This window comes from Leeuwenhoekiella blandensis MED217 (assembly GCF_000152985.1).
GTDB classification, from domain to species: Bacteria; Bacteroidota; Bacteroidia; order Flavobacteriales; family Flavobacteriaceae; genus Leeuwenhoekiella; species Leeuwenhoekiella blandensis.
Window position 1 is genome coordinate 3,771,355 of the sequence record NZ_CH672395.1, and the last position, 23,017, is coordinate 3,794,371.

General features: G+C 38.5%; 24 protein-coding genes and 2 tRNA genes. 13 read left to right on the plus strand and 13 right to left on the minus strand.

All coding sequences use genetic code 11. The annotated features are described in order from the left end of the window. Positions 1–11 precede the first annotated feature (11 nt). Positions 12–341: a hypothetical protein gene (locus MED217_RS16210; protein ID WP_009781635.1), complete on the plus strand. Its 330-nt coding sequence runs from the start codon at positions 12–14 to the stop codon at positions 339–341. Between the two features lie 110 nt (positions 342–451). Here MED217_RS16210 and MED217_RS16215 read toward each other — a convergent pair. Further along, positions 452–524: transfer RNA gene (locus MED217_RS16215), tRNA-Gln, on the minus strand. 265 nt (positions 525–789) lie between these two features. Between MED217_RS16215 and MED217_RS16220 the strand changes: the two genes are divergently transcribed. Beyond that, positions 790–4,086, plus strand: a complete 3,297-nt coding sequence (locus MED217_RS16220; protein WP_009781636.1) for a glycosyltransferase family 117 protein — start codon at positions 790–792, stop codon at positions 4,084–4,086. Beyond that, the gene (locus MED217_RS16225) at positions 4,086–4,736 is read left to right on the plus strand and encodes a polysaccharide deacetylase family protein (protein WP_009781637.1); all 651 of its coding nucleotides are present in this window, start codon (positions 4,086–4,088) and stop codon (positions 4,734–4,736) included. Before MED217_RS16220 ends, MED217_RS16225 begins: the two co-directional genes overlap by 1 nt. Here the strand turns inward: MED217_RS16225 and MED217_RS16230 are convergent. Together MED217_RS16230 and MED217_RS16235 are read right to left on the minus strand one after the other, a co-directional pair. Continuing rightward, entirely contained in the window at positions 4,733–5,029 is a 297-nt protein-coding gene (locus MED217_RS16230) for a thioredoxin family protein (protein ID WP_009781638.1), read from the minus strand. The genes MED217_RS16225 and MED217_RS16230 overlap by 4 nt on opposite strands. Before the next feature lie 125 nt (positions 5,030–5,154). After that, the gene (locus tag MED217_RS16235; protein ID WP_009781639.1) at positions 5,155–6,372 is read right to left on the minus strand and encodes a metallophosphoesterase; all 1,218 of its coding nucleotides are present in this window, start codon (positions 6,370–6,372) and stop codon (positions 5,155–5,157) included. Between the two features lie 132 nt (positions 6,373–6,504). Here MED217_RS16235 and MED217_RS16240 point away from each other — a divergent pair, with 132 nt between their 5' ends. Further along, entirely contained in the window at positions 6,505–7,500 is a 996-nt protein-coding gene (locus tag MED217_RS16240) for an isoaspartyl peptidase/L-asparaginase family protein (protein WP_009781640.1), read from the plus strand. A gap of 293 nt (positions 7,501–7,793) precedes the next feature. On the opposite strand, the gene MED217_RS16245 is transcribed toward MED217_RS16240, so the two are convergent. After that, complete coding sequence (locus MED217_RS16245) at positions 7,794–8,231, minus strand: retropepsin-like aspartic protease (protein WP_009781641.1); 438 nt, start codon at positions 8,229–8,231, stop codon at positions 7,794–7,796. A gap of 102 nt (positions 8,232–8,333) precedes the next feature. Between MED217_RS16245 and MED217_RS16250 the strand changes: the two genes are divergently transcribed. The 9 genes from MED217_RS16250 (at position 8,334) to MED217_RS16290 (ending at position 14,742) form a co-directional block, all read left to right on the plus strand. After that, positions 8,334–9,104, plus strand: a complete 771-nt coding sequence (locus tag MED217_RS16250) for a TatD family hydrolase (RefSeq protein ID WP_009781642.1) — start codon at positions 8,334–8,336, stop codon at positions 9,102–9,104. Between the two features lie 45 nt (positions 9,105–9,149). Beyond that, entirely contained in the window at positions 9,150–10,286 is a 1,137-nt protein-coding gene (locus MED217_RS16255) for a 1-acyl-sn-glycerol-3-phosphate acyltransferase (protein WP_040532980.1), read from the plus strand. Further along, positions 10,270–11,295 carry an asparaginase gene (locus tag MED217_RS16260; protein WP_040532982.1) on the plus strand — a complete coding sequence of 342 codons (1,026 nt, stop codon included), beginning with the start codon at positions 10,270–10,272 and terminating at the stop codon, positions 11,293–11,295. The genes MED217_RS16255 and MED217_RS16260 overlap by 17 nt, the downstream gene beginning before the upstream one ends. A gap of 92 nt (positions 11,296–11,387) precedes the next feature. Next, positions 11,388–11,475 (plus strand) — tRNA-Ser (locus tag MED217_RS16265). A 74-nt stretch (positions 11,476–11,549) separates the two neighbouring features. After that, on the plus strand, positions 11,550–12,341 hold the full coding sequence (locus MED217_RS16270) for a MotA/TolQ/ExbB proton channel family protein (protein WP_009781645.1): 792 nt from the start codon (positions 11,550–11,552) through the stop codon (positions 12,339–12,341). 28 nt (positions 12,342–12,369) lie between these two features. Further along, positions 12,370–12,810, plus strand: coding sequence for a hypothetical protein (locus MED217_RS16275; RefSeq protein WP_009781646.1), 441 nt, complete (start codon positions 12,370–12,372; stop codon positions 12,808–12,810). Between the two features lie 9 nt (positions 12,811–12,819). Beyond that, positions 12,820–13,425 (plus strand): ExbD/TolR family protein, encoded by a 606-nt coding sequence (locus MED217_RS16280; RefSeq protein WP_009781647.1) that lies wholly within the window; start codon positions 12,820–12,822, stop codon positions 13,423–13,425. 21 nt (positions 13,426–13,446) lie between these two features. Continuing rightward, positions 13,447–13,929, plus strand: coding sequence for an ExbD/TolR family protein (locus MED217_RS16285; protein ID WP_009781648.1), 483 nt, complete (start codon positions 13,447–13,449; stop codon positions 13,927–13,929). 102 nt (positions 13,930–14,031) lie between these two features. Further along, positions 14,032–14,742 carry a porin family protein gene (locus MED217_RS16290; RefSeq protein ID WP_009781649.1) on the plus strand — a complete coding sequence of 237 codons (711 nt, stop codon included), beginning with the start codon at positions 14,032–14,034 and terminating at the stop codon, positions 14,740–14,742. On the opposite strand, the gene MED217_RS16295 is transcribed toward MED217_RS16290, so the two are convergent. From MED217_RS16295 to asnS, 9 genes are all read right to left on the minus strand, one after another. After that, positions 14,730–15,338: a hypothetical protein gene (locus tag MED217_RS16295; RefSeq protein ID WP_009781650.1), complete on the minus strand. Its 609-nt coding sequence runs from the start codon at positions 15,336–15,338 to the stop codon at positions 14,730–14,732. The two genes, MED217_RS16290 and MED217_RS16295, sit on opposite strands and share 13 nt — an antisense overlap. After that, complete coding sequence (gene rpoN / locus MED217_RS16300) at positions 15,338–16,792, minus strand: RNA polymerase factor sigma-54 (RefSeq protein WP_040533778.1); 1,455 nt, start codon at positions 16,790–16,792, stop codon at positions 15,338–15,340. The genes MED217_RS16295 and rpoN overlap by 1 nt, the downstream gene beginning before the upstream one ends. Before the next feature lie 147 nt (positions 16,793–16,939). Beyond that, positions 16,940–17,575, minus strand: a complete 636-nt coding sequence (locus MED217_RS16305) for a response regulator transcription factor (protein ID WP_009781652.1) — start codon at positions 17,573–17,575, stop codon at positions 16,940–16,942. A gap of 3 nt (positions 17,576–17,578) precedes the next feature. Next, on the minus strand, positions 17,579–18,337 hold the full coding sequence (locus tag MED217_RS16310; RefSeq protein ID WP_009781653.1) for a sensor histidine kinase: 759 nt from the start codon (positions 18,335–18,337) through the stop codon (positions 17,579–17,581). 2 nt (positions 18,338–18,339) lie between these two features. Beyond that, positions 18,340–19,059, minus strand: coding sequence for a hypothetical protein (locus MED217_RS16315; RefSeq protein WP_154648966.1), 720 nt, complete (start codon positions 19,057–19,059; stop codon positions 18,340–18,342). A 38-nt stretch (positions 19,060–19,097) separates the two neighbouring features. Further along, a complete protein-coding gene (locus MED217_RS16320; protein ID WP_009781655.1) occupies positions 19,098–19,832 on the minus strand; it encodes a hypothetical protein in 735 nt (244 codons plus the stop codon). A 60-nt stretch (positions 19,833–19,892) separates the two neighbouring features. Then, on the minus strand, positions 19,893–20,612 hold the full coding sequence (locus MED217_RS16325; RefSeq protein ID WP_009781656.1) for a hypothetical protein: 720 nt from the start codon (positions 20,610–20,612) through the stop codon (positions 19,893–19,895). A gap of 70 nt (positions 20,613–20,682) precedes the next feature. Beyond that, positions 20,683–21,309 carry a hypothetical protein gene (locus MED217_RS16330; RefSeq protein WP_009781657.1) on the minus strand — a complete coding sequence of 209 codons (627 nt, stop codon included), beginning with the start codon at positions 21,307–21,309 and terminating at the stop codon, positions 20,683–20,685. Positions 21,310–21,466: 157 nt separating this feature from the next. After that, a complete protein-coding gene (gene asnS, locus MED217_RS16335) occupies positions 21,467–22,906 on the minus strand; it encodes an asparagine--tRNA ligase (protein WP_009781658.1) in 1,440 nt (479 codons plus the stop codon). Positions 22,907–23,017: the final 111 nt, after the last annotated feature.

Genomic DNA, 23,017 nt, shown 5'->3' on the forward strand with positions numbered 1-23,017 from the left:
AATTAAACGTTATGCAAACAGAAAGTCAAACCACGATACATGCGCTTTACAGACTTATTGAAGAAGGCTGCAGCACCACCTCGAATTCTGAGCGTACACTGCAATTACAGAAAGCGATCTTAAAGAAATTCTTTAAAGCTTCTGACGTCGAAATCACGCATCTTCAAAACGAGGTTACTATTACCATGCGACCTATGCTTTCTGATGCGCGTAGTACAGAGATCAATCTAGAAATCCCCAAGAAACAGTTTTCAGGATTTTTACAAAATTGCATTAAGAACGACACCAAAGGAGAAGTATTCTACATCAATATGATGCGTTACTTTGCTACCCAGAGTTAAACAGGTTAATTTAATAAATTGACTTAGAGAGCTGGCCTACAGCATTAGATCCTTCAGTTGTGCTAATAAACAAAAAAACCCGCAATCAAATTGCGGGTTTTTTATTGCAGTTGGCCTACTAGGGCTCGAACCTAGACTCTTCTGGACCAAAACCAGACGTGTTGCCAGTTACACCATAGGCCAGTACCTTTCTTTAAAAAGAAAACATTCACCTGACTTGCGAATGCGGCTGCAAATTTAATACAAACTTTTTGTTCACCAAATATTTTTTCAGGAAAATTTAAAGCAAAGAATAAATTAGACTTTAAGTACGTTAAAACTAAGCGCCTACTAAAAACACATTTTTAAAAAATGTAATTCTCGTTTCTTTTAGCGCATTACTTATAAAACAGAATAGATTACGCTATTAATTCTTAAATTCGCTCCTTGCTAATTTTGCCTTATGATTATGAACAACTTCAACTTTGCGAAGTACAACAAAATTGTAGGATGGCTAGCATTTGCCATCGCTCTACTCTCTTATAGCCTTACCGTAGAACCCACAGCAAGTTTTTGGGATGCCGGCGAGTATATCTCAACCTCCTCAAAGTTAGAAATAGGACACCCACCGGGAGCACCACTCTATCAAATGTTGGGAGCCTTCTTCTCTATTTTTGCTCCAGACAGCACCTACGTCGCGCTCTGTGTAAACTTTATGTCGTGTTTGGCTTCAGCATTCACCGTGTTATTTATGTGCTGGTCTATCTCTTTATTGCTGCTTAAATTACTTAAACGCAACAAGGAAGTCGTAAGCGCTACAGATCATATGGCAATTCTTGCTGCTTCTTTTATTGGCGCCACAGCTTTTGGATTTACTGATAGTTTTTGGTTTAGCGCGGTTGAGGCAGAAGTTTATGCGATGGCCATGTTTATGTTTTCCGCATTGTTTTACACGGCTTTATTATGGGAACGCGACATGTTCAAACCTCGTGGCAATCGCTGGTTGATGCTTATTTGCTTTATCATTGGTCTTTCATTTGGCGTTCACTTTATGGCACTACTTGCCATCCCGGCCATCGGATTCCTTTATTTTTTCAAGAATTACAAAAAAATCACCATAAAGAATTTCATCCTAGCCAACATCATAGTCGTTGGTGTATTGATGTTTATCTTTAAATTTTTATTACCATACACCCTTAGCTTTTTTGGCTACGCCGAAGTATTCTTTGTAAACACTTTTGGACTCCCTTTCAATAGTGGAACCATAATCGCTGGTATTGTTTTTATTGCCGTATTCTATTACCTGCTGAGTTACACCAGAAAGAAGTCGTATTACCAACTTAACACGCTTGTACTTTCAATCTTATTCATCTTTATCGGCTTTTCGAGTTGGTTAATGCTTCCCATAAGAGCAAATGCCGGCACAACGATTAACGAGAATAATCCAAACAACGCACGAGAACTTTTAGCGTATTACAACCGTGAGCAGTATCCTGAAACACATCTTTTTTATGGACCACAGTTTACAGAAATCTTTGGTGGACTCGACGCTCAGAATCCATACATCGACGGAAAACCTAACTATGAGAAAGACGAGGAAAGCGGTAAATATGTGATTGTCAACGACTGGAAGAATTCCGTTCAAAACTCTGAAGATCGCCACAAGGTATTTTTACCGCGTATGTGGAGCACCGATCATATTGTAAACTACATGCAATTTACCGGGCCGCTAGAGTTTCAGGTAAAACCTGAATACGCAGACAACCAAGAATTGCAGCAGGCTGTTGCCCAATTTAAATCTGATTATGCGCAAGGTCGTATGGATAATGAAGGCTTTCAGTCTACATTAATGCGCCTCAGACAATATATTAATGTAAACCCTCCTTCATTTGCAGACAACCTGCGTTACATGTTCGATTTTCAATTCGGATACATGTATTGGCGTTATTTTATGTGGAATTTCACCGGACGCCAAGATGATATACAAGGAAAATATGATGACCTTCACGGGAACTGGCTCAGCGGAATTTCATTTATAGATGAAGCTCGCTTAGGGCCTCAAGACAACTTACCAAGCGATGCTTTGGACAATAAAGCACGAAATACGTATTACTTTCTACCCTTAATATTAGGACTTCTTGGTTTGGTATTTCAAGCCAGTAAAGACAAAAAGAGTTTTTGGGTGCTTCTTGTTCTTTTCCTTTTTACAGGGATCGCTTTAAAAATATACTTGAATGAACGTGCCTTTGAACCTCGTGAACGCGATTATGCACTTGTAGGTTCATTCTACGTTTTTGCAATGTGGATTGGTTTTGGAGTCTACGCGCTTTACGATATGCTTAAAGAAAAGCTAAGTGCAAAAGTGGTTTTACCTATAGTCACTGTTGCTTGTTTACTCGCTGCCCCGGTACTCTTAGCTGCACAAAACTGGGATGATCACGATCGCTCGGGCCGTAAAACCGCACTCGCGATGGCAAAAATGTATCTGGATAGTTGTGATGAAAATGCCATCTTATTTACCATCGGAGACAATGACACTTTTGCCCTGTGGTATGCCCAAGAGATTGAAGGATACCGTCGTGACGTGCGCATTGTGAACACGAGTCTTTTTCAAACCGCCTGGTATATTGACGATATGAAACGCAAAGCCTATGATAGCGACCCTATCCCTTCTCAGCTTACTCACGATAAATATGTAGCTGGTAATAGAGATGCTATCGCGTATAACGGCCTTAGACCCAATGACACTTTAGACATCAAAACTTGGATGAACTGGATCGCCAGTGACGACCCACGAACCAAAGATGAACTTGAAAGCGGGACCAGTGTACACACCTTCCCCACACAACACGTGAGCATTCCGGTTGATAAGCAAACGGTACTTGCCAACGGTATTGTCGCACAAAAAGATGCAGAGGAAATCGTTTCTGAAATTGTAGTGAACATTAATGAGAATTGGATTTACAAAAACCGACTTCTAATGCTTGATGTTATTGCAAACAACAACTGGGAACGCCCAATATATTTTACCGGTGGAAGTTTTGGAGATGACGACTACCTTTGGATGAAAGATTATCTACAACTTGACGGTGTTTGCTATAAACTCGTTCCTATAAAAACACCAATAGATCCTCAGGCGCCTTACGACATGGGACGCATTGATTCTGAAAAATTCTATGATATTGCTACCAATTGGTATTGGGGTAATAGTGGTGATCCAGACATTTACCATGATACTGAGACCCGTCGTAACGGAATTACTTATCGTGGTAATTTGGCACGACTTACCGAAAAGCTTATTGAAGAAGAGCAATATGACAAAGCAAAAGATATTCTTGACTTAGCGATGGAAAAAATGCCGGTTGATATTTTTGAATATTACACACTCTTAGAACCCTATATAAGCGGATATTATGAAGTTGGTGAGCAAGCCAAAGCCCGCGAATTATGGCAACAAGTAGCCGGTAAGTATCAGGAGAAATTGGATTATTGGAGCACTTTAAGCTTAGAACGACAATATCAATATGCACAAGATATCATTACAGACATTGAGCGTTATCGTAGTTTGGTTGATCTGTTGATCATCAATCAAGATCAGGAGATCATTCCTGAAAAAGCGAGAGAGTTCAATTCTTATCTACGTAAATTCAATCAGTTTTATGGTGAAGATGAGACCGAACCCGAAACGGTAGAATCGATGTTGCCCAATGAACCAACCGGTGATAGTTCAGTAGCAATACCCGCAGCTACAGATTCGCTTCAATAATGAATTTCAAAATAAACCTACCCGTAAAGACGCCTAAGTTGCTTAAGCGTCTTTATTCGGGTTATGTGTGGGATAAATTCAGTAATGCTGCAACCGAAAAGACATTATATATAACCTTTGATGACGGCCCCATCCCAGAAGTGACTCCTTGGGTTCTAGACACGCTAGAAGAATATAATGCCGAAGCTACCTTTTTCTGTATAGGTGACAATATCTACAAAAATCCTGAAGTCTTTAAGCGTTTACTTGACAGCCCCCACAGTATAGGAAATCATACGCACAACCATTTGAAAGGGTGGAAAACCAATTTTGAAAAGTACATTACGAACTTTGAAAAAACAGAAGCGCTGATCGCCCACTATCGCGAGCCTCAAAAACTCTTTAGACCTCCTTACGGAAAAATCACACGACATCAAGCCAAAGCAATAAAGAAAAAAGGCTACGCTATTGTAATGTATGATGTGATTGCCTGCGATTGGGATAAGGAAAAATCTGGGAAAACCTGTTTAAACTATGTGATTAAGCACGCCCAACCGGGAAGTATAATCGTTTTTCACGACAGTCTGAAAGCCGAAAGCAATATGAAATATGCACTTCCTAAAGTTTTAAAACACTTTACTGAAGCAGGCTATTCCTTTAAAAAACTCTAGATAAATTTTTGGATTACAGAAGTAAGCGAATTGACACTTTGCGCTCCACTTTGACGCCACTTCATCTCGCCCTTTTTGTAGACCACCAAAGTTGGCAATCCTTTTACCCGAAGTGCTTCGGCAAGATCTGGATTTTTCTCAACGTCAATTTTGATCACTTTCACCTGATCACCTAAAGCAGCGGCAACTTCCCTTAAAACAGGATTCATAGCTACCGACGCCTGATCACCTTCAGCAAAAAAATCGATCAACACCGGGATTTCTAAATCTATAAGAGCTCCAAATTTTGACATAAATTATGCACTTTACACCCCTAAATATAAGGTTTAATAGGATATAAAGTAAAAATGAGCATATCTTTTGCAAAGCCGCTTTTAGATTACAAGTTATTCTAGCCCCACAAATAAGAGGAAACAACTTAACCTAAAGCTTTAGATTTAAGCGTGATCACTGTCACTTCAGGCCAAATACCTACACGTCCCGGGTATCCTAAATACCCAAATCCACGATTTACATTTAAAATGCGCCCTGCTTCTTTATATATTCCTGCCCAATTCTCATAGCGGTACTGCACAGGGCTCCAACGTATAAAACCGGGTATTTCAATCCCAAATTGCATCCCATGCGTATGACCACTTAAGGTAAGTTGGAAATTCTTGGGATCTTCTTTTAAACGTTCTGACCAATACGACGGGTCATGACTCATTAAGACTTTAAAATCTGAAGCTTTTAATCCCGCTGAAGCTTTATCTATATCACCCGCCTGCTTAAAACCAGCTCCCCAATTTTCAACTCCAACTAAGGCAATACGCTGCCCATTTTTCTCCAGCCACCTGTGTTCATTAAGGAGCAACTTCCACCCCATTTTTGCTTGAAGCTCTTTTAGGTCTTGTAGATTTTGAGCTTTTGCAGTTTGCGTTTCCCAATCTGCATAATCACCATAATCATGGTTTCCTAAAACAGAATATACGCCATCTTTGGCCTTCAATTTTGAAAACAAAGGCGTCCATTCGTTCATTTCGCTTGCAAAATTATTAACCAGATCACCGGTGAATAAAATGACATCGCTTTGTTGCTCATTAATAAGATCAACACCGTAAGCTATTTTTTCAGCAGCATCAAAGCTTCCGCTATGCACGTCACTTATTTGGGTGATTTTATAGCCATCAAAAGCTTCAGGCAAATCGTCAAATTCGAGTTCGTAGGACAGTACGCGATACCTGTATTTTCCTTTGTACATTCCGTAGATCAAAGAAGCAAAGGGAACAGCAGCAATACCAAGCGCAATTGCACTTATAAACTTGCGCCTCGAGGGAAGATGAAAACTTTCTTTTCCTGAAACAGCAGAAAAAACACCCGCAAGAACGCGAATAATATCTTCCCCAAACATAAAAACGATCAAAATAAGCTTAGGAACAAAAAAGACCAGAAACCACCCCAACACATACATTTCATCGATCGTGATACCGTTAGACCGGTCTAGATGGGTCAATGTGTAAATTAAAACCGCGAGTACTCCAACTGATAGTGCTATGTAAATACCATTTAGCCAAATCGATTTTGAAAATGTTCTAAACACCTGAAAGGCATAAATATCTATGAGAATATAGAAAATGATAAAAATTAACCAGCGCATGAAAATGTTTTAAGATTAGCAATATTACTAAAGGACTGCTCAGAAAAATCTAATATTTTCTTATTTTTTTGAAGATAATTTTCTCAAGAATAGTGCGGGCTTTAGTAACTTTCCAACCAAACACAAACACAAATGAAACGTCGTAATTTTATTACTAAAACCAGCATGAATACCTTAGCATTAGGCTTAGGAATTCACAGTCTGGCAAAAGCAAAACCCTTGAATAAACCCTCTAATAAAACCAAAATCAGCACTGCAGCTACAAAACCCGTCGCGATTTGCACTTGGCAATTTACTGAGGCCAACGCCACTGCGGGAGCCCTTCTTGATCAAGGAGCGTCTGCACTGGATGCTGTTATAAATGGTGTTGCTGTCGAGGAAGAAAATATAAAAAACACGACAGTAGGTAAAGGAGGTTCACCTGATCGTGAAGGTAATGTAACCTTAGACGCTTGTGTAATGGACCATACCGGAAATTGCGGTTCTGTTATGTGTGTTGAAAACATTACAAACGTTGCTGCACTTGCGCGAAAGGTGATGGAAGATACTCCACACGTTATTTTAGCCGGAAAAGGAGCTGAAGAATTTGCGGTTAAAAATGGTTTTACTGCTGAAAATCTACTAACTCCAGAGAGCAAGAAAGCTTACCAAGAATGGCTAAAAACTTCGCAATACAAACCAATTATCAATATAGAAAATCATGATACCATTGGGATGTTGGGTCTTGATAAAGAAGGAAACATCTCTGGAGCTTGTACTACCTCTGGTCTAGCCTACAAAATGAAAGGACGTGTAGGTGACAGTCCGGTGATAGGAAGCGGTTTATTTATTGATAATGCCATAGGTGGCGCTGCAGCAACAGGAATGGGTGAAGAAGTTATTAAAACTGTAGGTAGTTTTCTCATTGTAGAGCTTATGCGCAATGGAATGTCGCCACAAGAAGCTTGCGAAGAAGCCGTAAGACGTATCGTGACCACAAACCCTAACCATACTAATTTTCAAGTGGCGTATATTGCCATCAATAAAGCCGGAGAAACCGGATGTTACTGCATTCATCCCGGATTTAAGATGATGAAATACGCCAATGGAGAGAACACCCCAATCACCGCTGGAAGTCATCTGAAATAAGCTAGACAAACCTCCCCAGTTTTACAGGTATTTTAACGCTCTGAATTTTCAGAACGAAAAAAATACCTTAGCTTTGTTCGACGCCATTATGGTGAAAAATATATAAGATTGTTGTAATTGACTTGTAATAATCAATTATGATTTGGGGTGAAAGCCAGCTCTTGCAGCTGGCTTTCTTTATTTAGAATATTTTAGACTGAATAACATTAAATCATCTTTTAATCAGACGTTCAAGCTAACTTCCTACTGAAAAATAAAAACGGGGTGCAGAGCGAGGGGGTAAACGAAAATGCCTATTTTAAGTACAAGCAGTTGTATTGATAATCAATTACAGCCTTTCCTTTTTTTAAAATATCTGCACCAATGATTCCGCTTACAGGATTTGCTTCATGATTGATCAATGCTTGATTTACATGAGAGAGATCAAATAGGACAATAGAAACATCCTTTGTAGACCAGTTGTCGATTTCAATTAAATTATCTTGGGAGATCTGCGTAAGCATATCAATCGCACCGGCCCCGGCAGCTTTCACTTCGCTTTCTTCAGCAAAAAGTTTAAAATGCTCCAGATCCTCAAATCCGATACAGGTATTAGACGCACCGGTGTCTAAAATAAATTCACCCGAAACCCCGTTGATACGCGCTTCAAATTTAAGATGCCCCGTACCTACAGGATTTAGTTTAATACGCTTGTAGCCTTTTTTTGTAAGATGCTGTCGCAATGATGCCATAACAATAATTCTATTTTCAAACTTAAAGCAATTTAAATGGCAAGGCTTTAAATATTCTATAAAGTTTGGTGCACCAAGCCGGCTATTTTAAATTTGCAGACTATGTTTATAGATACACACACTCACTTATATAGTGATTCATTCAAAGAAGATCGTGACGCTATAATAGAGCGCGCTATCAATCAATCAATTAACCAATTTATACTTCCTGCAATCGACTCAACCTACACCGATTCTATGTGGGATTTAAAAGAAAAGTATCCTGAAGCCATGCATATTATGGCCGGTTTACACCCAACCCATGTAGATCCTTTAAGTGTTTCTGAAGAGCTAGATCACGTTAAAAAGCAACTCGAGTCAAAAGACTTATGTGCGGTAGGTGAAATTGGCGTAGACCTTTATTGGGATTCTTCAACTAAAGATTTGCAGCAGGAAGCCTTTGCACAACAAATACGATGGGCTAAAGAATATGACCTGCCAATAGCTATTCACTGCAGAGATGCTTTTAAAGAGGTTTTTGAAGTTTTAGAAGCCGAAAAAAGCGATAAACTAAGAGGCGTTTTTCACTGCTTTACAGGAACTATTGAAGACGCACACAAGGCCATTGGCTACAATCTCAAATTAGGAATTGGCGGAGTGGTCACTTTTAAAAATGGGAAAATCGATCAATTTTTGAACGAGATCGACTTAGAGCATATTGTTCTTGAAACCGATGCGCCTTATCTGGCACCAAAACCTTTTAGAGGAAAAAGAAATGAAAGCGCCTACTTGCTTCACATTGCCGAAAAGCTCTCTGAAATCTATCAAGTACCATTAGCAAAAATTGAAGAAACGACTACAAATAATGCTAAAAAGCTATTTAAACTTGATTGATCTTTAAAATATTTCGTTCTTTACGCCTCAACAAAAAATGAAATTGTGTCAAAATTTGACTCTATAAGGCCGTATCACGATTCTGAAGTTCACGAAGTGCTTCAAACGTTTCACCGGCACCCCATGTTTCAGGCGTTATTACAATTTACTTTTCCTGATAAATCAGCAGAAGAGATAAAGTCGGTCATAGACGAATGTTATTCGATCTTTGATTTTCAAAGTAAGGTTATTTACAAGTCGGTGCACAAGGTTATGGAAAAAAGCACCGATGGTTTTTCGACTTCAGGCTTTGACGAACTTGAGCGTGATAAACCGTATTTCTACCTTTCGAATCATAGGGATATCATTTTAGACACCTCGTTCATCAATGTAGCATTATACGATCACGAGTTGATTATGACCGCTTCGGCTATTGGAGACAATCTCGTGCAAAAATCGTTTTTGATGGCTTTAGCGAAACTCAATCGTAGCTTTTTAGTCGAACGAAGTCTTAGCCCTCGCGAAATGCTCCTCAGCTCTAAGAAACTTTCAGAATATTTAAAGTTTCTTTTAAGTGAAAACCAATCCATTTGGATGGCGCAGCGCGAAGGCCGCACAAAAGATGGTAGTGATAAAACTCAACAAGGTGTTTTAAAAATGGTTGCAATGGCTCGTGGTGAACAATCTGCGCTTCAGTATCTCAAAAGTTTGAATATTAGACCGGTTGCAATTTCTTACGAATTTGACCCGACCGATATTTTAAAAGTTCCTGAACTTATCGCCAAGAGTGAAGACACGGCCTATATTAAAAGCAACAACGAGGATTTCAACAGTATTCTAAGAGGAGCTCTAGGTACCAAAAAGCGCATACATATCGCCGCCGGTAAACTCAGCGAGGAAACCTTTGACGAGATCGAAGGTCTTGACCTTTCTGAAAATGACAAATTGCAAGAGCTTGCCCGACGTATTGATAAAGAAATCTATCGCATTTATAAATTGTGGCCCTCAAATTATGTGGCTTATGATTTATACTATAATACAGATCGATTTGCACACACCTATACCGATCGTGACAAGCGCAGTTTTGAACGCCGCTTTGAACGCAGAGTAGATCCTAATAGCGCGATTGCACGTGAGAGTTTCTTACTTATGTATGCTAATCCGGTCATAAACAAACTCAAAAGTATTGAGCAGACAGCCTAAAATACTACTCATATACACCGGTGGTACCATAGGAATGATCAAAGATTTTGAAACCGGTGCTTTGAAGGCATTTGATTTTAATGATCTACTCAAAAAAATTCCTGAATTACGCCTTTTAGACTGTGAAATAGAAACCACAGGTTTTGAACAGCCCATAGACAGTTCAAATATGAACCCAAAATTATGGGTAGCACTCTGCGACATCATTGAAGAAAATTACGAGCGTTGTGATGGTTTTGTTATTCTACACGGAAGCGACACGATGAGCTACACGGCTTCTGCGTTAAGTTTTATGCTCGAAAACCTTTCAAAACCTGTTATTTTCACGGGTTCACAGCTGCCCATAGGAGATTTGCGCACAGATGCCAAAGAAAATCTCATAACTGCAATTCAGATCGCTGCATTAAAAAAGAATAAACGTTCCTATATAAATGAAGTCGGTCTTTATTTTGAATACAAACTTTACAGAGGAAACCGAAGCTCTAAAATTAGTGCTGAGCATTTTGAAGCCTTCAAGTCTCCTAATTATCCTCCCTTAGCAACTTCGGGAGTACATTTAACTATAGAAGATGACAAACTTTTTCCGACAAACCGAAAGAAGCTTTTAGTCCATCGCAACTTAAAAACCGACTTATTAGTCATTCATCTTTACCCGGGAATCGATGAAAAACTATTGACTTCTACCTTTGAAAATACCGATTACAGCGGCGTTATTTTGTTAACATTTGGCTCCGGAAATAGCACTACAGTACCTTGGTTTACCCGTTTGTTGAAAAAAATTATTCAAAGAAACATTCCCGTTGTAAACATAACACAGTGCACTTGGGGCAGTGTTCAAATGGGTAATTATGAGACGAGTACAACCCTTAAAAATATAGGTGTTATTTCTGGAAAAGACCTCACTATTGAAGCTGCAATTACAAAAATGATGTATCTAAACAGTCAAAATTTGTCTCCAAAGGTCTTTAAGACTATATTTGAAACATCGCTAAGAGGAGAAATGAGTTAATGAGAAGAAGTTCATCTAAAACTCAAACCTTTTGGAAATCGATATTTTTTTTGTTAATTGGCAACCTTTTGAGAAAAGGCTTCGGCCTAAAAAGAGAGGTGGCCGAGTGGTCGAAGGCGCACGCCTGGAAAGTGTGTATACGTCAAAAGCGTATCGAGGGTTCGAATCCCTTCCTCTCTGCTATTTTTTAATAATTGAATAATTAATTTTATATCTTTATCCCTTTACTAACTAAATTTTTAAGATCAAAAGCAATGAAAAGAGTATTTTCTATTCTAGTTATCACAGCTGTAATCGCGTTAGGCAATCTTACAGCTCAAGCAAATACTGCACCTCTTATGACTGTTAACACAACAGCTATAGCAGCGGCAGTTCAAGAAGAAGCAGACGAGGCAGTAGCCGATGAGACTGAGTCTTTATCCTTTACACAAGAGTTAAAAAAGCGTTTTATAGAAGGTGGTCCTGGATTTATGGGTATCGTTCTTTTATGTCTTATTTTAGGTCTTGCAATTGCAATTGAGCGTATTATTTACCTAAACCTTGCAACTACTAACACATCTAAATTAGCACAAGACGTAGAAGATGCTCTTAACAGTGGTGGTATCGAGGCTGCTAAAGAAGTTTGCCGTAACACCAGAGGTCCTGTTGCTTCTATCTACTATCAAGGTCTTGACCGTGTAGACGAAGGTGTTGATGCTGCTGAAAAAGCTGTTGTAGCTTACGGTGGTGTTCAAATGGGTCTATTAGAGAAAAACGTTTCTTGGGTATCTTTATTTATTGCACTTGCACCGATGCTTGGTTTCATGGGTACGGTAATTGGTATGATCCAGGCGTTTGATAAGATTGAAGCTGCAGGTGATATGCAACCTTCTCTTGTTGCGGGTGGTATTAAAGTAGCACTTTTAACAACAGTATTCGGTCTTATTGTTGCGATTATTCTTCAAATCTTCTATAACTATATCATCGCTAAGATCGATAGTATCGTAAACGATATGGAAGATGCTTCTATCACTTTGATAGATATGCTTGTACGTTACAAGAAGTAATAATCCCTCATAAATACATAAACAGATTATGTTACATAAAATATTAAAAATTATTGCACTCATCCTGTCTGTTCTTGGAGCGATCTGGCTCGTGAGAATCATCCTTGCAGGTGATACCGCAATAACAGATTCAGCAGAATTACAAGATAGCTTGGTAACACCATTCATCTTGATCGCATATGCAACCATTGCAATAGCCATAGTATTCGTTTTAGTTTTCGTTCTTAAGAACTTATTCAGCAGCGGATCGTCTTTAAAAGGCACTTTAATAGGTCTTGGCGCGTTTCTTGCAGTAGTTGTCATATCATATGGTTTAGCTTCAGGAGAAGAAGTTCAGCTACGTGACGGTGAAGTACTTTCAGCAAGTGCAGTGCGCTGGGTAGAAGCAGGTATTTATGCGTTCTATATCTTGGCGATTGTTGCAATTGGTGCGATGGTATTTTCAGGTGTTAAGAAATTAGCTAAATAAAAAACTATTATGGCAAAAAGATCAGCTCCAGAAGTGAATGCAGGTTCGATGGCAGACATTGCCTTCTTACTCCTCATTTTCTTCCTGGTAACCACAACAATTGAAACCGACAGCGGTATTAGCCGTAAATTACCACCAGAGATGGATGAGAATCAACCACCTCCACCGGTAATTAAAGAGCGTAACCTATTTACAGTAATTGTAAACAGTAATGATGAATTACTTGTTGAAGATGAAGTAATGGAGCTTAAAGACTTGAGAGCTGCTGCGATTGAGTTCTTGGACAATGGTGCAGAAAACTGTTCTTATTGTCAAGGAGCAAAAGATCCTAATTCATCTGTAAATCCTACTAAGGCAGTTATTTCTTTGGTAAACAACAGAGGAACATCTTACAAGCGTTACATCGCCGTTCAAAACGAACTTGTTGCAGCGTATAACGAATTACGTAATCGTGTTGCTCAACAGCGTTTTGGCGAATCTTTCATTGAGATGGAAAACCGCTACAACGACGCCAGAACTTCTGATGCGAATAAAGAGAAACTTAAGCCAAAACTTGAGGAAATTAGAGATCTTTATCCAGAGAAATTATCTGAAGCAGAGCCTAAGAAGAGTTAACAACATTTAATACAACAATTTATGTCTAAGTTTAATAAGAAAAAAAGTGGTGATTTACCAGCTATTTCTACAGCATCGCTGCCGGATATAGTTTTCATGTTACTTTTCTTCTTTATGGTTGCGACTGTAATGAGAGAAAACACATTGATGGTAAAAAACAATTTACCTACTGCAAATCAAATTGAGAAACTTGACAAAAAAGACCTTGTAATGTACATCTATGCAGGTGAGCCTGTAGATCGCTTTCAAGGTACTTACGGGACTTCTGCTAAAATTCAGTTGAATGATAAATTTGCAGATGTTTCTGAAATTCAAGACTTTATTTATCAAGAGCGTGCAAGCAAGCGGGAGGAACTTGTTCCTTTCTTAACTACAGCGCTTAAAGTAGATGGAGATAGTAAAATGGGACTTATTTCTGATATCAAACAGGAATTACGTACCGCAAATGCTTTGAAAATTAATTATGTTACCAAGTCTGGTAACGCAGTTGAAAACAACAATTAATACTCTTTAGAGTTAATTGCATATCTCTTAAAATTTAAGAAAACGTCCTGAGCATTTCAGGGCGTTTTTTTGTTACTTTAAATCAAAATCCACTGCTCTTAGATGAAGCGTATCCTTCTCGTCATATTCGTACTCTTCGGTTTTTCTGAATTTGCCCAAGCGCAAGATTCTTTAGTAACCACCATAGACACGACTTCCTTATATTCTAAATACAGAGAAGATCAATTTTACCTTGGGCTTACCTTTAATCTCTTAACCAATAAGCCAGAAGGGATGGAACAAAACGGCTTTAGTGGAGGTCTACAGTTTGGCTATATACGTGATATGCCCATCAATAAACAGCGTAACTGGGCGATTGGTCTTGGTGCAGGTATTTCTATGAACACCTATAACCAAAATTTATTCGTTGGAGAAACGCCTTCTGAAGAAAGCATTTTTCAAGTCATAGAAAATCAAACCAATTACAATAAAAACTGGTTTACCACCTATTTAGTCGAAGCACCGCTACAGCTACGCTGGCGCACTTCTACGGCAACCACATACAAGTTTTGGAGGATTTATACCGGAGTTCAGTTAGGATACATGTATGCCTATAAATTTTACTTTGAGCAACCTAACAATCAAGTGACTCAAACAGACGTTCCGGAATTCGATCGTTTTAGAATGGGACTTACTTTTTCTTTTGGGTATGATACGTTCAATTTCTATTTCTACTACAATATCAATCCTATGTTTAATGATTCGGCTCAGATTAACGGAAGTCCGATAGAGTTGAACAGTCTCAAGCTAGGCTTGATGTTTTACATTTTGTAGAAATAAAACACGAGCAGTTGCGGCAAACCGCCTACCAAAACCCCAACTATCAACTCTGTCATAGTATGCGCCTTTAGCTCCAATCTGGAAGCAGCAGTTAAACCGATCGCAATTACCAGTGCCCCAATGATCATCAAGTAGTTTGCATTATAGATCATACTCAAGGCCATTACAAAAAACAGCACACCGGCAATGCCCACCATATGCAAACTGGTCTTGAAGTTCAATAAACTTAAAATAAAGGCTGTAGCGGCAGTAATAAGAATCCCCAAGAAGAATATATAAAGTTCCGGAAATTCGTAGCCATTGATAATGATACGCACAATGAGCAGCAGCAAACCTATTTGTACAAGAAGTGGGATACGACGCTCTTTCACTTCTTTTAAATGCACAGAACTCACCAGTTTTACACTTTCTAGTAAAAAGTAGAACAATACCGGCACAACGATCGTAAGTATGCTTATCGCAAATAATTTAGCATACATAAAAGATGGTGGTACAAACTTAGGCGTAACCGAAAAATAGATAACCACACCAAGCAACGGCATAAAAAGCGGATGCATTAGGACTGAAAAAAAGCGTAAAAAATACTTCATTAAATCTCTTTTCTTAGTCTGGCAACAGGAACATCTAACTGCTCCCGATATTTAGCAACCGTTCGTCGTGCAATAGGATATCCTTTTTCCTTCAAGATTTTCGCCAACTTATCATCGGTAAGCGGCTTACGCTTATCTTCTTCTTGTATTGTGATCTCTAAAATCTTTTTGATCTCACGCGTTGAAACCTCCTCACCCTGATCGTTAGTCATGCTCTCACTAAAAAATTCTTTGATCAACTTTGTTCCGTAAGGGGTGTCTACATATTTACTATTGGCCACACGAGAAACAGTAGAAACATCCATCTCGATCTCATCGGCAATATCTTTTAGGATCATCGGGCGTAAATTGCGTTCATCGCCGGTAAGAAAATATTCCTTTTGATACTCCATAATGGCGCTCATAGTCACAAAAAGTGTCTGTTGGCGCTGTCTGATGGCTTCAATGAACCATTTTGCAGCATCTAACTTTTGCTTAATAAACATTACCGCGTCTTTTTGCGCCTTACTCTTTTCTTTAGCAGCTTTGTATCCTTTGAGCATATTAGTATACTCCCGAGAAACATGCATTTCTGGTGCATTACGACCATTCAAGGTAAGCTCTAATTCACCATCCCGAATATTGATCGTAAAATCAGGAATCACATGCTCTACCACTTTTGTATTTCCGGCGTAAGAACCGCCTGGTTTTGGATTGAGATGTTCAATTTCATCAATCGCATCTCTCAATTGATCTTCAGTAATATCAAATTTTGAAAGTAAGCGTGAGTAATGCTTTTTACTAAAATGATCAAAGGCATCAGTCAAAATATCTTTGGCCAGCGCAACAGCTTCGGTCTCTTCTTTGCGTTTTAACTGAATCAATAAACATTCTTCAAGACTACGCGCCCCCACTCCTGCGGGATCGAGATTCTGCACGATCTTCAAGATCTTTTCGAGATCCTCTTCCGTAGTATAAATATTCTGTGTAAAGGCAAGGTCATCCATGAGATCGACAAGTTCACGCCTTAAATACCCACTCTCGTCTACGCTCCCTATCAAAAATTCTGCAATTTGCATTTGCTCCTCATTGAGTCGGTAGGTATGCAACTGACTCATCAAATGCTGTGTAAACGAAGTTCCCGATGCATAAGGCACTTGCCGCTCTTCATCATCTGCGCTATAATTATTGCTGTTTAAACGATAACTGGGGATCTCATCATCAGACAGGTAATCATCAACATCGATCTCGGTCTCGATTTTTTCAGAATCATAGTCCTCATCGCTGCTGTTATCAAACTCCTCAAATTCATCTTTAGCATTCTCTTTCCCGCTGTCGAGCGCAGGATTTTCTTCAAGCTCTTGCTTTACGCGTTGCTCAAAAGCCTGCGTAGGCAATTGTATTAGCTTCATCAGCTGTATTTGCTGAGGCGAAAGCTTTTGTGAAAGTTTAAATTTGAGTTGTTGTTTTAGCATAAAGAGTATAACATCGGTTATTACAAAAATAAAAAAATGCATCTACCGATGCATCAGAATGTTTTGTTAACAGAAATCAGGCTTAATTTTTGCTTGTATATAGCCTAGGTTTAAATCAACACCTGTCAAATAAGGCCTTAACCCACATTAAGGAATAAAAATATTATTCTTGATCGCATAGATCACGAGGCCGGTACGGTTTTTTAAACCCAGTTTTTGAAATACAGCTTCGCGATAACCTTCGACAGTTTTTGGACTTAAAAACATTTTTTCTGCAATTTGTTTGTAGGTCATTTCGGTACAAGCGTGCTTTATAAATTCGATCTCGCGCTCTTTTAGTACAATTTCCTCTTCGGTTTTACTTTCAGTTTTATTTACAATACGTTCTACTGTATTGGTATAATAAAAGCCTTGCGTCATCACTTCATTTAACGCCAGCTCGAGAATATTCTTTCGGGTATCTTTAAGCAAATAACCCTTGGCTCCGGCGCGAATCATTTGCAGTACGACACCTTCTTCTTCCTCAATAGATAGTGCCAAAACTTTAATCTCAGGATAATGTTTTTGTAAAAAAGTAGTCGCTTCTATACCTCCCATAACCGGCATCTTAACATCCATAAGCACGATGTCTGGACGATTATCTGGGTTAGCCTCTACAAAGTTTATAAACTCTTGCCCGTTTTGCGCAACATTGACCACTTCAAAATTTGAAAATTGACGCACCAATCCTGCGATAGCTTCAGAAAGCAAGGTATGATCATCTACAATAGCTACTTTATACATAATTTAATCTAATGGATAATTTAATTTTAACTGTGTTCCCGCTCCTTCTATCGAACTGATTCTCGCATGTGCTCCGATCAATTCTGCTCGTTTATCAATGTTACTCAAGCCAATTCCTTTTTGCAACAAACGCTCTGAATCAAAGCCTATTCCGTCGTCGAGAGCTGTAACCTCTAGCGCATCTGCTTTAAAATGAACGCGTATTTGCAATGTAGAAGCCTTAGAATGTTTCATCGTATTGCTCATAAATTCCTGTACAATTCTAAACAATACAATTTCAACTTTCGGGTTGATGGCAACAGGATCACCGATGACATCATAATCTGCCGAAAGAAATTTTAAGCGGTTAAAGCGAGCCACTTCGTTTTCTAAGGACTTTAGAAGCGACTGACCGTTAATCGCTTCCGGGTTGATTGATTTTGACAACGCCCTGAGCTCATTTAAGCCCGTTCCTATCGTTTCTGCAACTTCAAGCATTTCTTCCCCACCTTCTACATTTTGTGCTTTAATTTTGGCTAATGTGAGCAACTGACCAATATTATCGTGCAATTCCCAACTGATATTACGCAAAGTTTCTTCACGTATCTCTATTTGGGTTTCCGCAATGGCGCGTTCGTAGCGTTTTTCGGCTTCAATTTGCTCGCGCAGCAAACTGTTTTTACGCTTCATAAATACTGAAAACAGGACAAAAATGATCACCGCCAGTAAAAACAACACCAATAAGACCACTAGAATGACTAAAAGCTGCGTATCCTGATCCATAGTTATTGCATTAAATAGTTTGAAGATTTAGCTCTATAAAAACCGTAAGCAAAAATTAAATAAGAAATACAATAAGCCCAAAAGCTAGCATCTCTTATGATTTTATAAAATGCATTAAGACTGTCTGAAGCATCTGTTATTTTATACCAACCTACATATATAGCCACAGAAGCAGGGAGTTGAACAACCGTACTTATCACAAGACCAACACTTATATAAATCAAAACATGGTCTTGTATTTTGCTCAAATCTGCGCTATTTATTGTTTCAACCAAATATAAAAGAACAACCACAAGCAGAAGCATATCACCGGTTACTGCTGAAAATAGCGGTTTTTGATAAAGAAAATTACTTGTTGCTACAAAATAGATATACGTCAAAAGCCACACAGCATAAAAAGCGACCACTGTATTTTTGAATGAACGTTTATTCAAGTATTTGAAATACATCCAAAAGAGTGCTGAAAAATAAATCAAGTATCTCAGGTTGTAAAATGCGGTATTTCTCTCGGCAAGATTAGCAACCAAAACAAAAGCAGCCACTACCTCATTCAAGAAGTTATATCCCAAAAAAAGAATAAAAACGACGATTGGTGTTTTAGAGAACTTTTTCCAATAGCACAACCCAACTACAAACGAAAGCAGCTCGAGTGCAGTCATGGTCATCGTGGATGGATTGCTCAAAATGAACTCTAAACGTTCCTGTGATATTTCTAAATCCAATCTTCTCTAATTCTTAAATCCTAAATTAATTATTTGACCTACTGTGTTAAACTCATACTTGGTGCTTTTGCTCTATAGAAACCATAAGCAAAAATGAAATACATTAAAGCCCCAGCAAAAGTGCCCACATTTCTTAAAATCTGATAAAATTCCATTCTCGGTCCCGTATCCTTCCCTATTTTCTCCCACCCCACAAATGATGTAACTGAAGTTGGAATACTAATTACCAAATAAACCAAAAGCCCTAAGCCTAGATAAATAATCATGTTGTCTTGCAGCTTTGAAATAGTTGAAGCATTAATGACTTCTATAAAAACAAATAAAACACTGATCATCGTAAGAAAATCACCGAGAACCGTTGAGAACAATGCATATTCTAAAACTAGATTTTTGATAAATAACTGATACACAAAGCTTAGCGACCAAACACTATAAAAGAGAACAACGGCAAGTTTCAGCCTTTTTCGTATTAGGTATTTATAAAAAATGTAAAAATGAACACTAAAGTAAATGACTTGATGCACATTATAAAAAATGGTATTGTTATTACTCAAGCCACTAACGTAATAGGCTAAAGCAGCCATTTCGTTAAAGAAATTATATCCTAGAAATAGAATAAACCACCTTATAGGCGTTTGTTTAAACTTATTCCAATAAATCAATCCGAAAACGAAACTCAGCAATTCAGCAAAATCAGAAATCATTATTCCTGGATTTGTAACAAAGTACCCAATACGGTCTTGCCAATCAGCTATAATCAATAGTTCATTCAATCCTTTTAATTCTTTGATATTTTGCTAAAAATCAATCTTAACACTTTAGGCTCTTATAAATTAAGGACCCTTAGAACGATAAAACCCAAACATAAAAACGAAATACATTATGCAGGAAGCTACAAAGCTTACTTGCTTTATGGTATTAAAAAAGTCATTCCTAGAATCTGAATATTCTGTTATTTGCGCCCAACCTACGTGTATCGTAATCAGGACAGGAAGTTGCACCACAGCTTCTAAAAGCAAACCCAAACTGAGATAGGTAAAAAAATCATTTTGTATCCCTCTGACAGATCGCTGACTGATACTTTCTACAAAATAAAAAAGTATAATTCCCATTAGAAAAAAGCCTCCTAACACTCCAGGTACTAAAGCAAACTGAATCCAAAAATTAGAGACAGAAAGCCAGTAAACGTAAACGAACAACCAGATAACCGATAGTCCTATTATCGCCTTTCTAAACTTTGATCTTTCAAGTTTATTATAATAGAGACTAAATAACAGACCGAAATAAATTAGATAACGAAAATTGTAAAAAATCATGTTTGAATCGGCTACCCACTCCAATACATAGAAAACCGCCGCGGCCATTTCATTAAAAAAATTATAGCCTAGAAACAAAATAAACCATTTTACAGTTGAATTTTTGAATTTCCCCCAATAGATCAGCCCAACTGCAAAAGCAATTAACTCCAATGAATTCATAATCCAAAGCATTGGATTATCTAAAATAATAGACAGCTTTCTTTCTGAAACGGTCTGAGCGATTGCTATAATCAAAAACGATGATTTCAAGTTTTGAAAAACTAATTTGTTTGGCTGCACAAAAGAAGCCTGAACTTAATCTATATTAAAAATCAAACTCATTCGCCGGAGGTGGTGGAGCAAGCGTGCCTAAATCACCAGATAAGGACTCTGTATCTCCTTCTGCAGTCATTCCTCCAGAAGAACTTAGAACAGTCCCTACAGCTACTGCTTTCTTAGTTCCATCAGGTAGATTAAGAATAGCGAAGCTCACAGTATCTTTTGTACCATTAGGCAAATCAAGTAATGCGGCAGGATTGAAAAACACAGTTGCTTTGCCAGCATCTTTCTTAGCCGATTTTTTATTTTTACCAAAGTACACACGCAAATCTGTAATTTCAACACCTGCAGAATCAGCTTGTTGCTTAATATATGCCATATATTTTTGCATTTCTGAGAACGAAAAACTCACATAGCGTGTTGCCTTTTTGTACCTCACATCCTCTTCAGGGATGGTATCGCCTTCTTCGGTAATGTTTTCTGCAAGCTCGATAAGTTCAACACGACTGTTACCGTAATTTTTATATAAGGAATCTGCGCTAGCTAAAGGAATAATATTAGACGGAGCGCCTAGAATTGGTGCTTCATCTCCCTCGCAATCGCAAGGTTCATCACAAGAAGTCATTAAAAATGCAGCCGTAAGCACTGCTGCAACAAGGGTAGTTTTTTTCATAAATTGATTAATTGTTAGTTAGGTGTAAAATAGACATCTTTTTTTTCACTAGGAAAAAACTCCTTTAAAAAGGGTGTTTTTCCCCGTAGCTGATTGCAAAACAAAAAAAAGCCCGATTTAAAAATTAAATCGGGCTTTTTTGAATCTATTTATCTCCTTAGAATTCTGCGTTTTGAGGAAAACGTGGATAAGGTATCACGTCTCTAATATTAGTCATTCCGGTTGCGAATAATACCAGACGCTCAAAACCGAGACCAAAACCACTGTGCACACAACTACCAAAACGACGGGTGTCTAGATACCACCACAGTTCTTCTTCTGGGATGTCTAGCGCTGCCATTTTCTCTTGCAACACTTCTAAACGCTCTTCTCGCTGCGAACCTCCAACGATCTCACCAATTCCCGGGAAGAGAATATCCATCGCGCGTACGGTTTTACCGTCTTCGTTGAGACGCATATAAAAGGCTTTGATATTTGCAGGATAGTCAAATAAGATCACCGGGCACTTGAAGTGCTTCTCTACAAGAAAACGCTCGTGCTCACTTTGCAAGTCGGCACCCCATGCTTCAATAGGATATTTGAACTTTTTCTTTTTATTTGGTTTTGAATTCTTAAGAATTTCGATTGCCTCTGTGTAGCTCACGCGCTTAAAGTTATTCTCCAAAACAAACTTCAACTTCTCACGTAACGGCATTGGCGCACGCTCTGCTTCGGGCTTGCTCTTATCTTCCTGAATCAATCGGTTTTCTAAAAACTTTAGATCATCCTGGCAGTTATCCATCACAAACTGAATCACGTATTTGATAAAGTCTTCCGCCAGATCCATATTCATATCCAGATCGCAAAATGCAACTTCCGGCTCGATCATCCAGAATTCTGCAAGGTGACGGCTCGTGTTTGAATTTTCAGCTCTAAAGGTTGGTCCAAAAGTGTAAATCTGTCCCAGACCTAACGCATAGGTTTCTCCTTCTAACTGACCAGAAACCGTCAAATTGGTTTCCTTTCCGAAGAAATCCTTTTTATAATCAATGTTTCCGTCTTCATCCTTCGGCGGATTTTTCATGTCTAAAGCCGTTACTTTAAACATTTCACCCGCACCTTCTGCATCACTACCGGTTACAATCGGAGTATTTACATAATAAAAACCTTCTTTCTGAAAGTATTGATGCACGGCAAAACTCAATTGCGAACGCAAACGCATCACTGCTCCAAAGGTATTGGTACGTACGCGCAAATGGGCCTGCTCGCGCAACTTCTCTAACGTATGACGCTTAGGCGACAAGATGGTTTTCTTTACCTCTTCAGGATCTGCATCCCCAAGAATTTTAATTTCCTTAGCTTCAACTTCAACAGCTTGACCACCACCTTGACTTTCGATAAGATTTCCGGTCACGGCAATCGCAGCACCTACGGTAATACGTTTTAAAAGCTCAGGATCTGTATTTTCAAAATCAACTACACACTGTAAATTATTAAGCGTAGAACCATCATTTAGCGCAATAAAACGGTTGGCTCTAAACGACCTCACCCATCCTTTTACGGTAAGTTCGTGCCCCTTGGGCTCTTCTTTTAAAATGTGTACAATTGTTTTTCTCATAGTTATAGAATCAAAACGTCGCTAGACGTGATTTGCTTAGTTCTGTAATTAATCGTGATAAGCGACAAAGATAAATTTTACATCAGACTGGCACAAAACTGGCTAAAAATT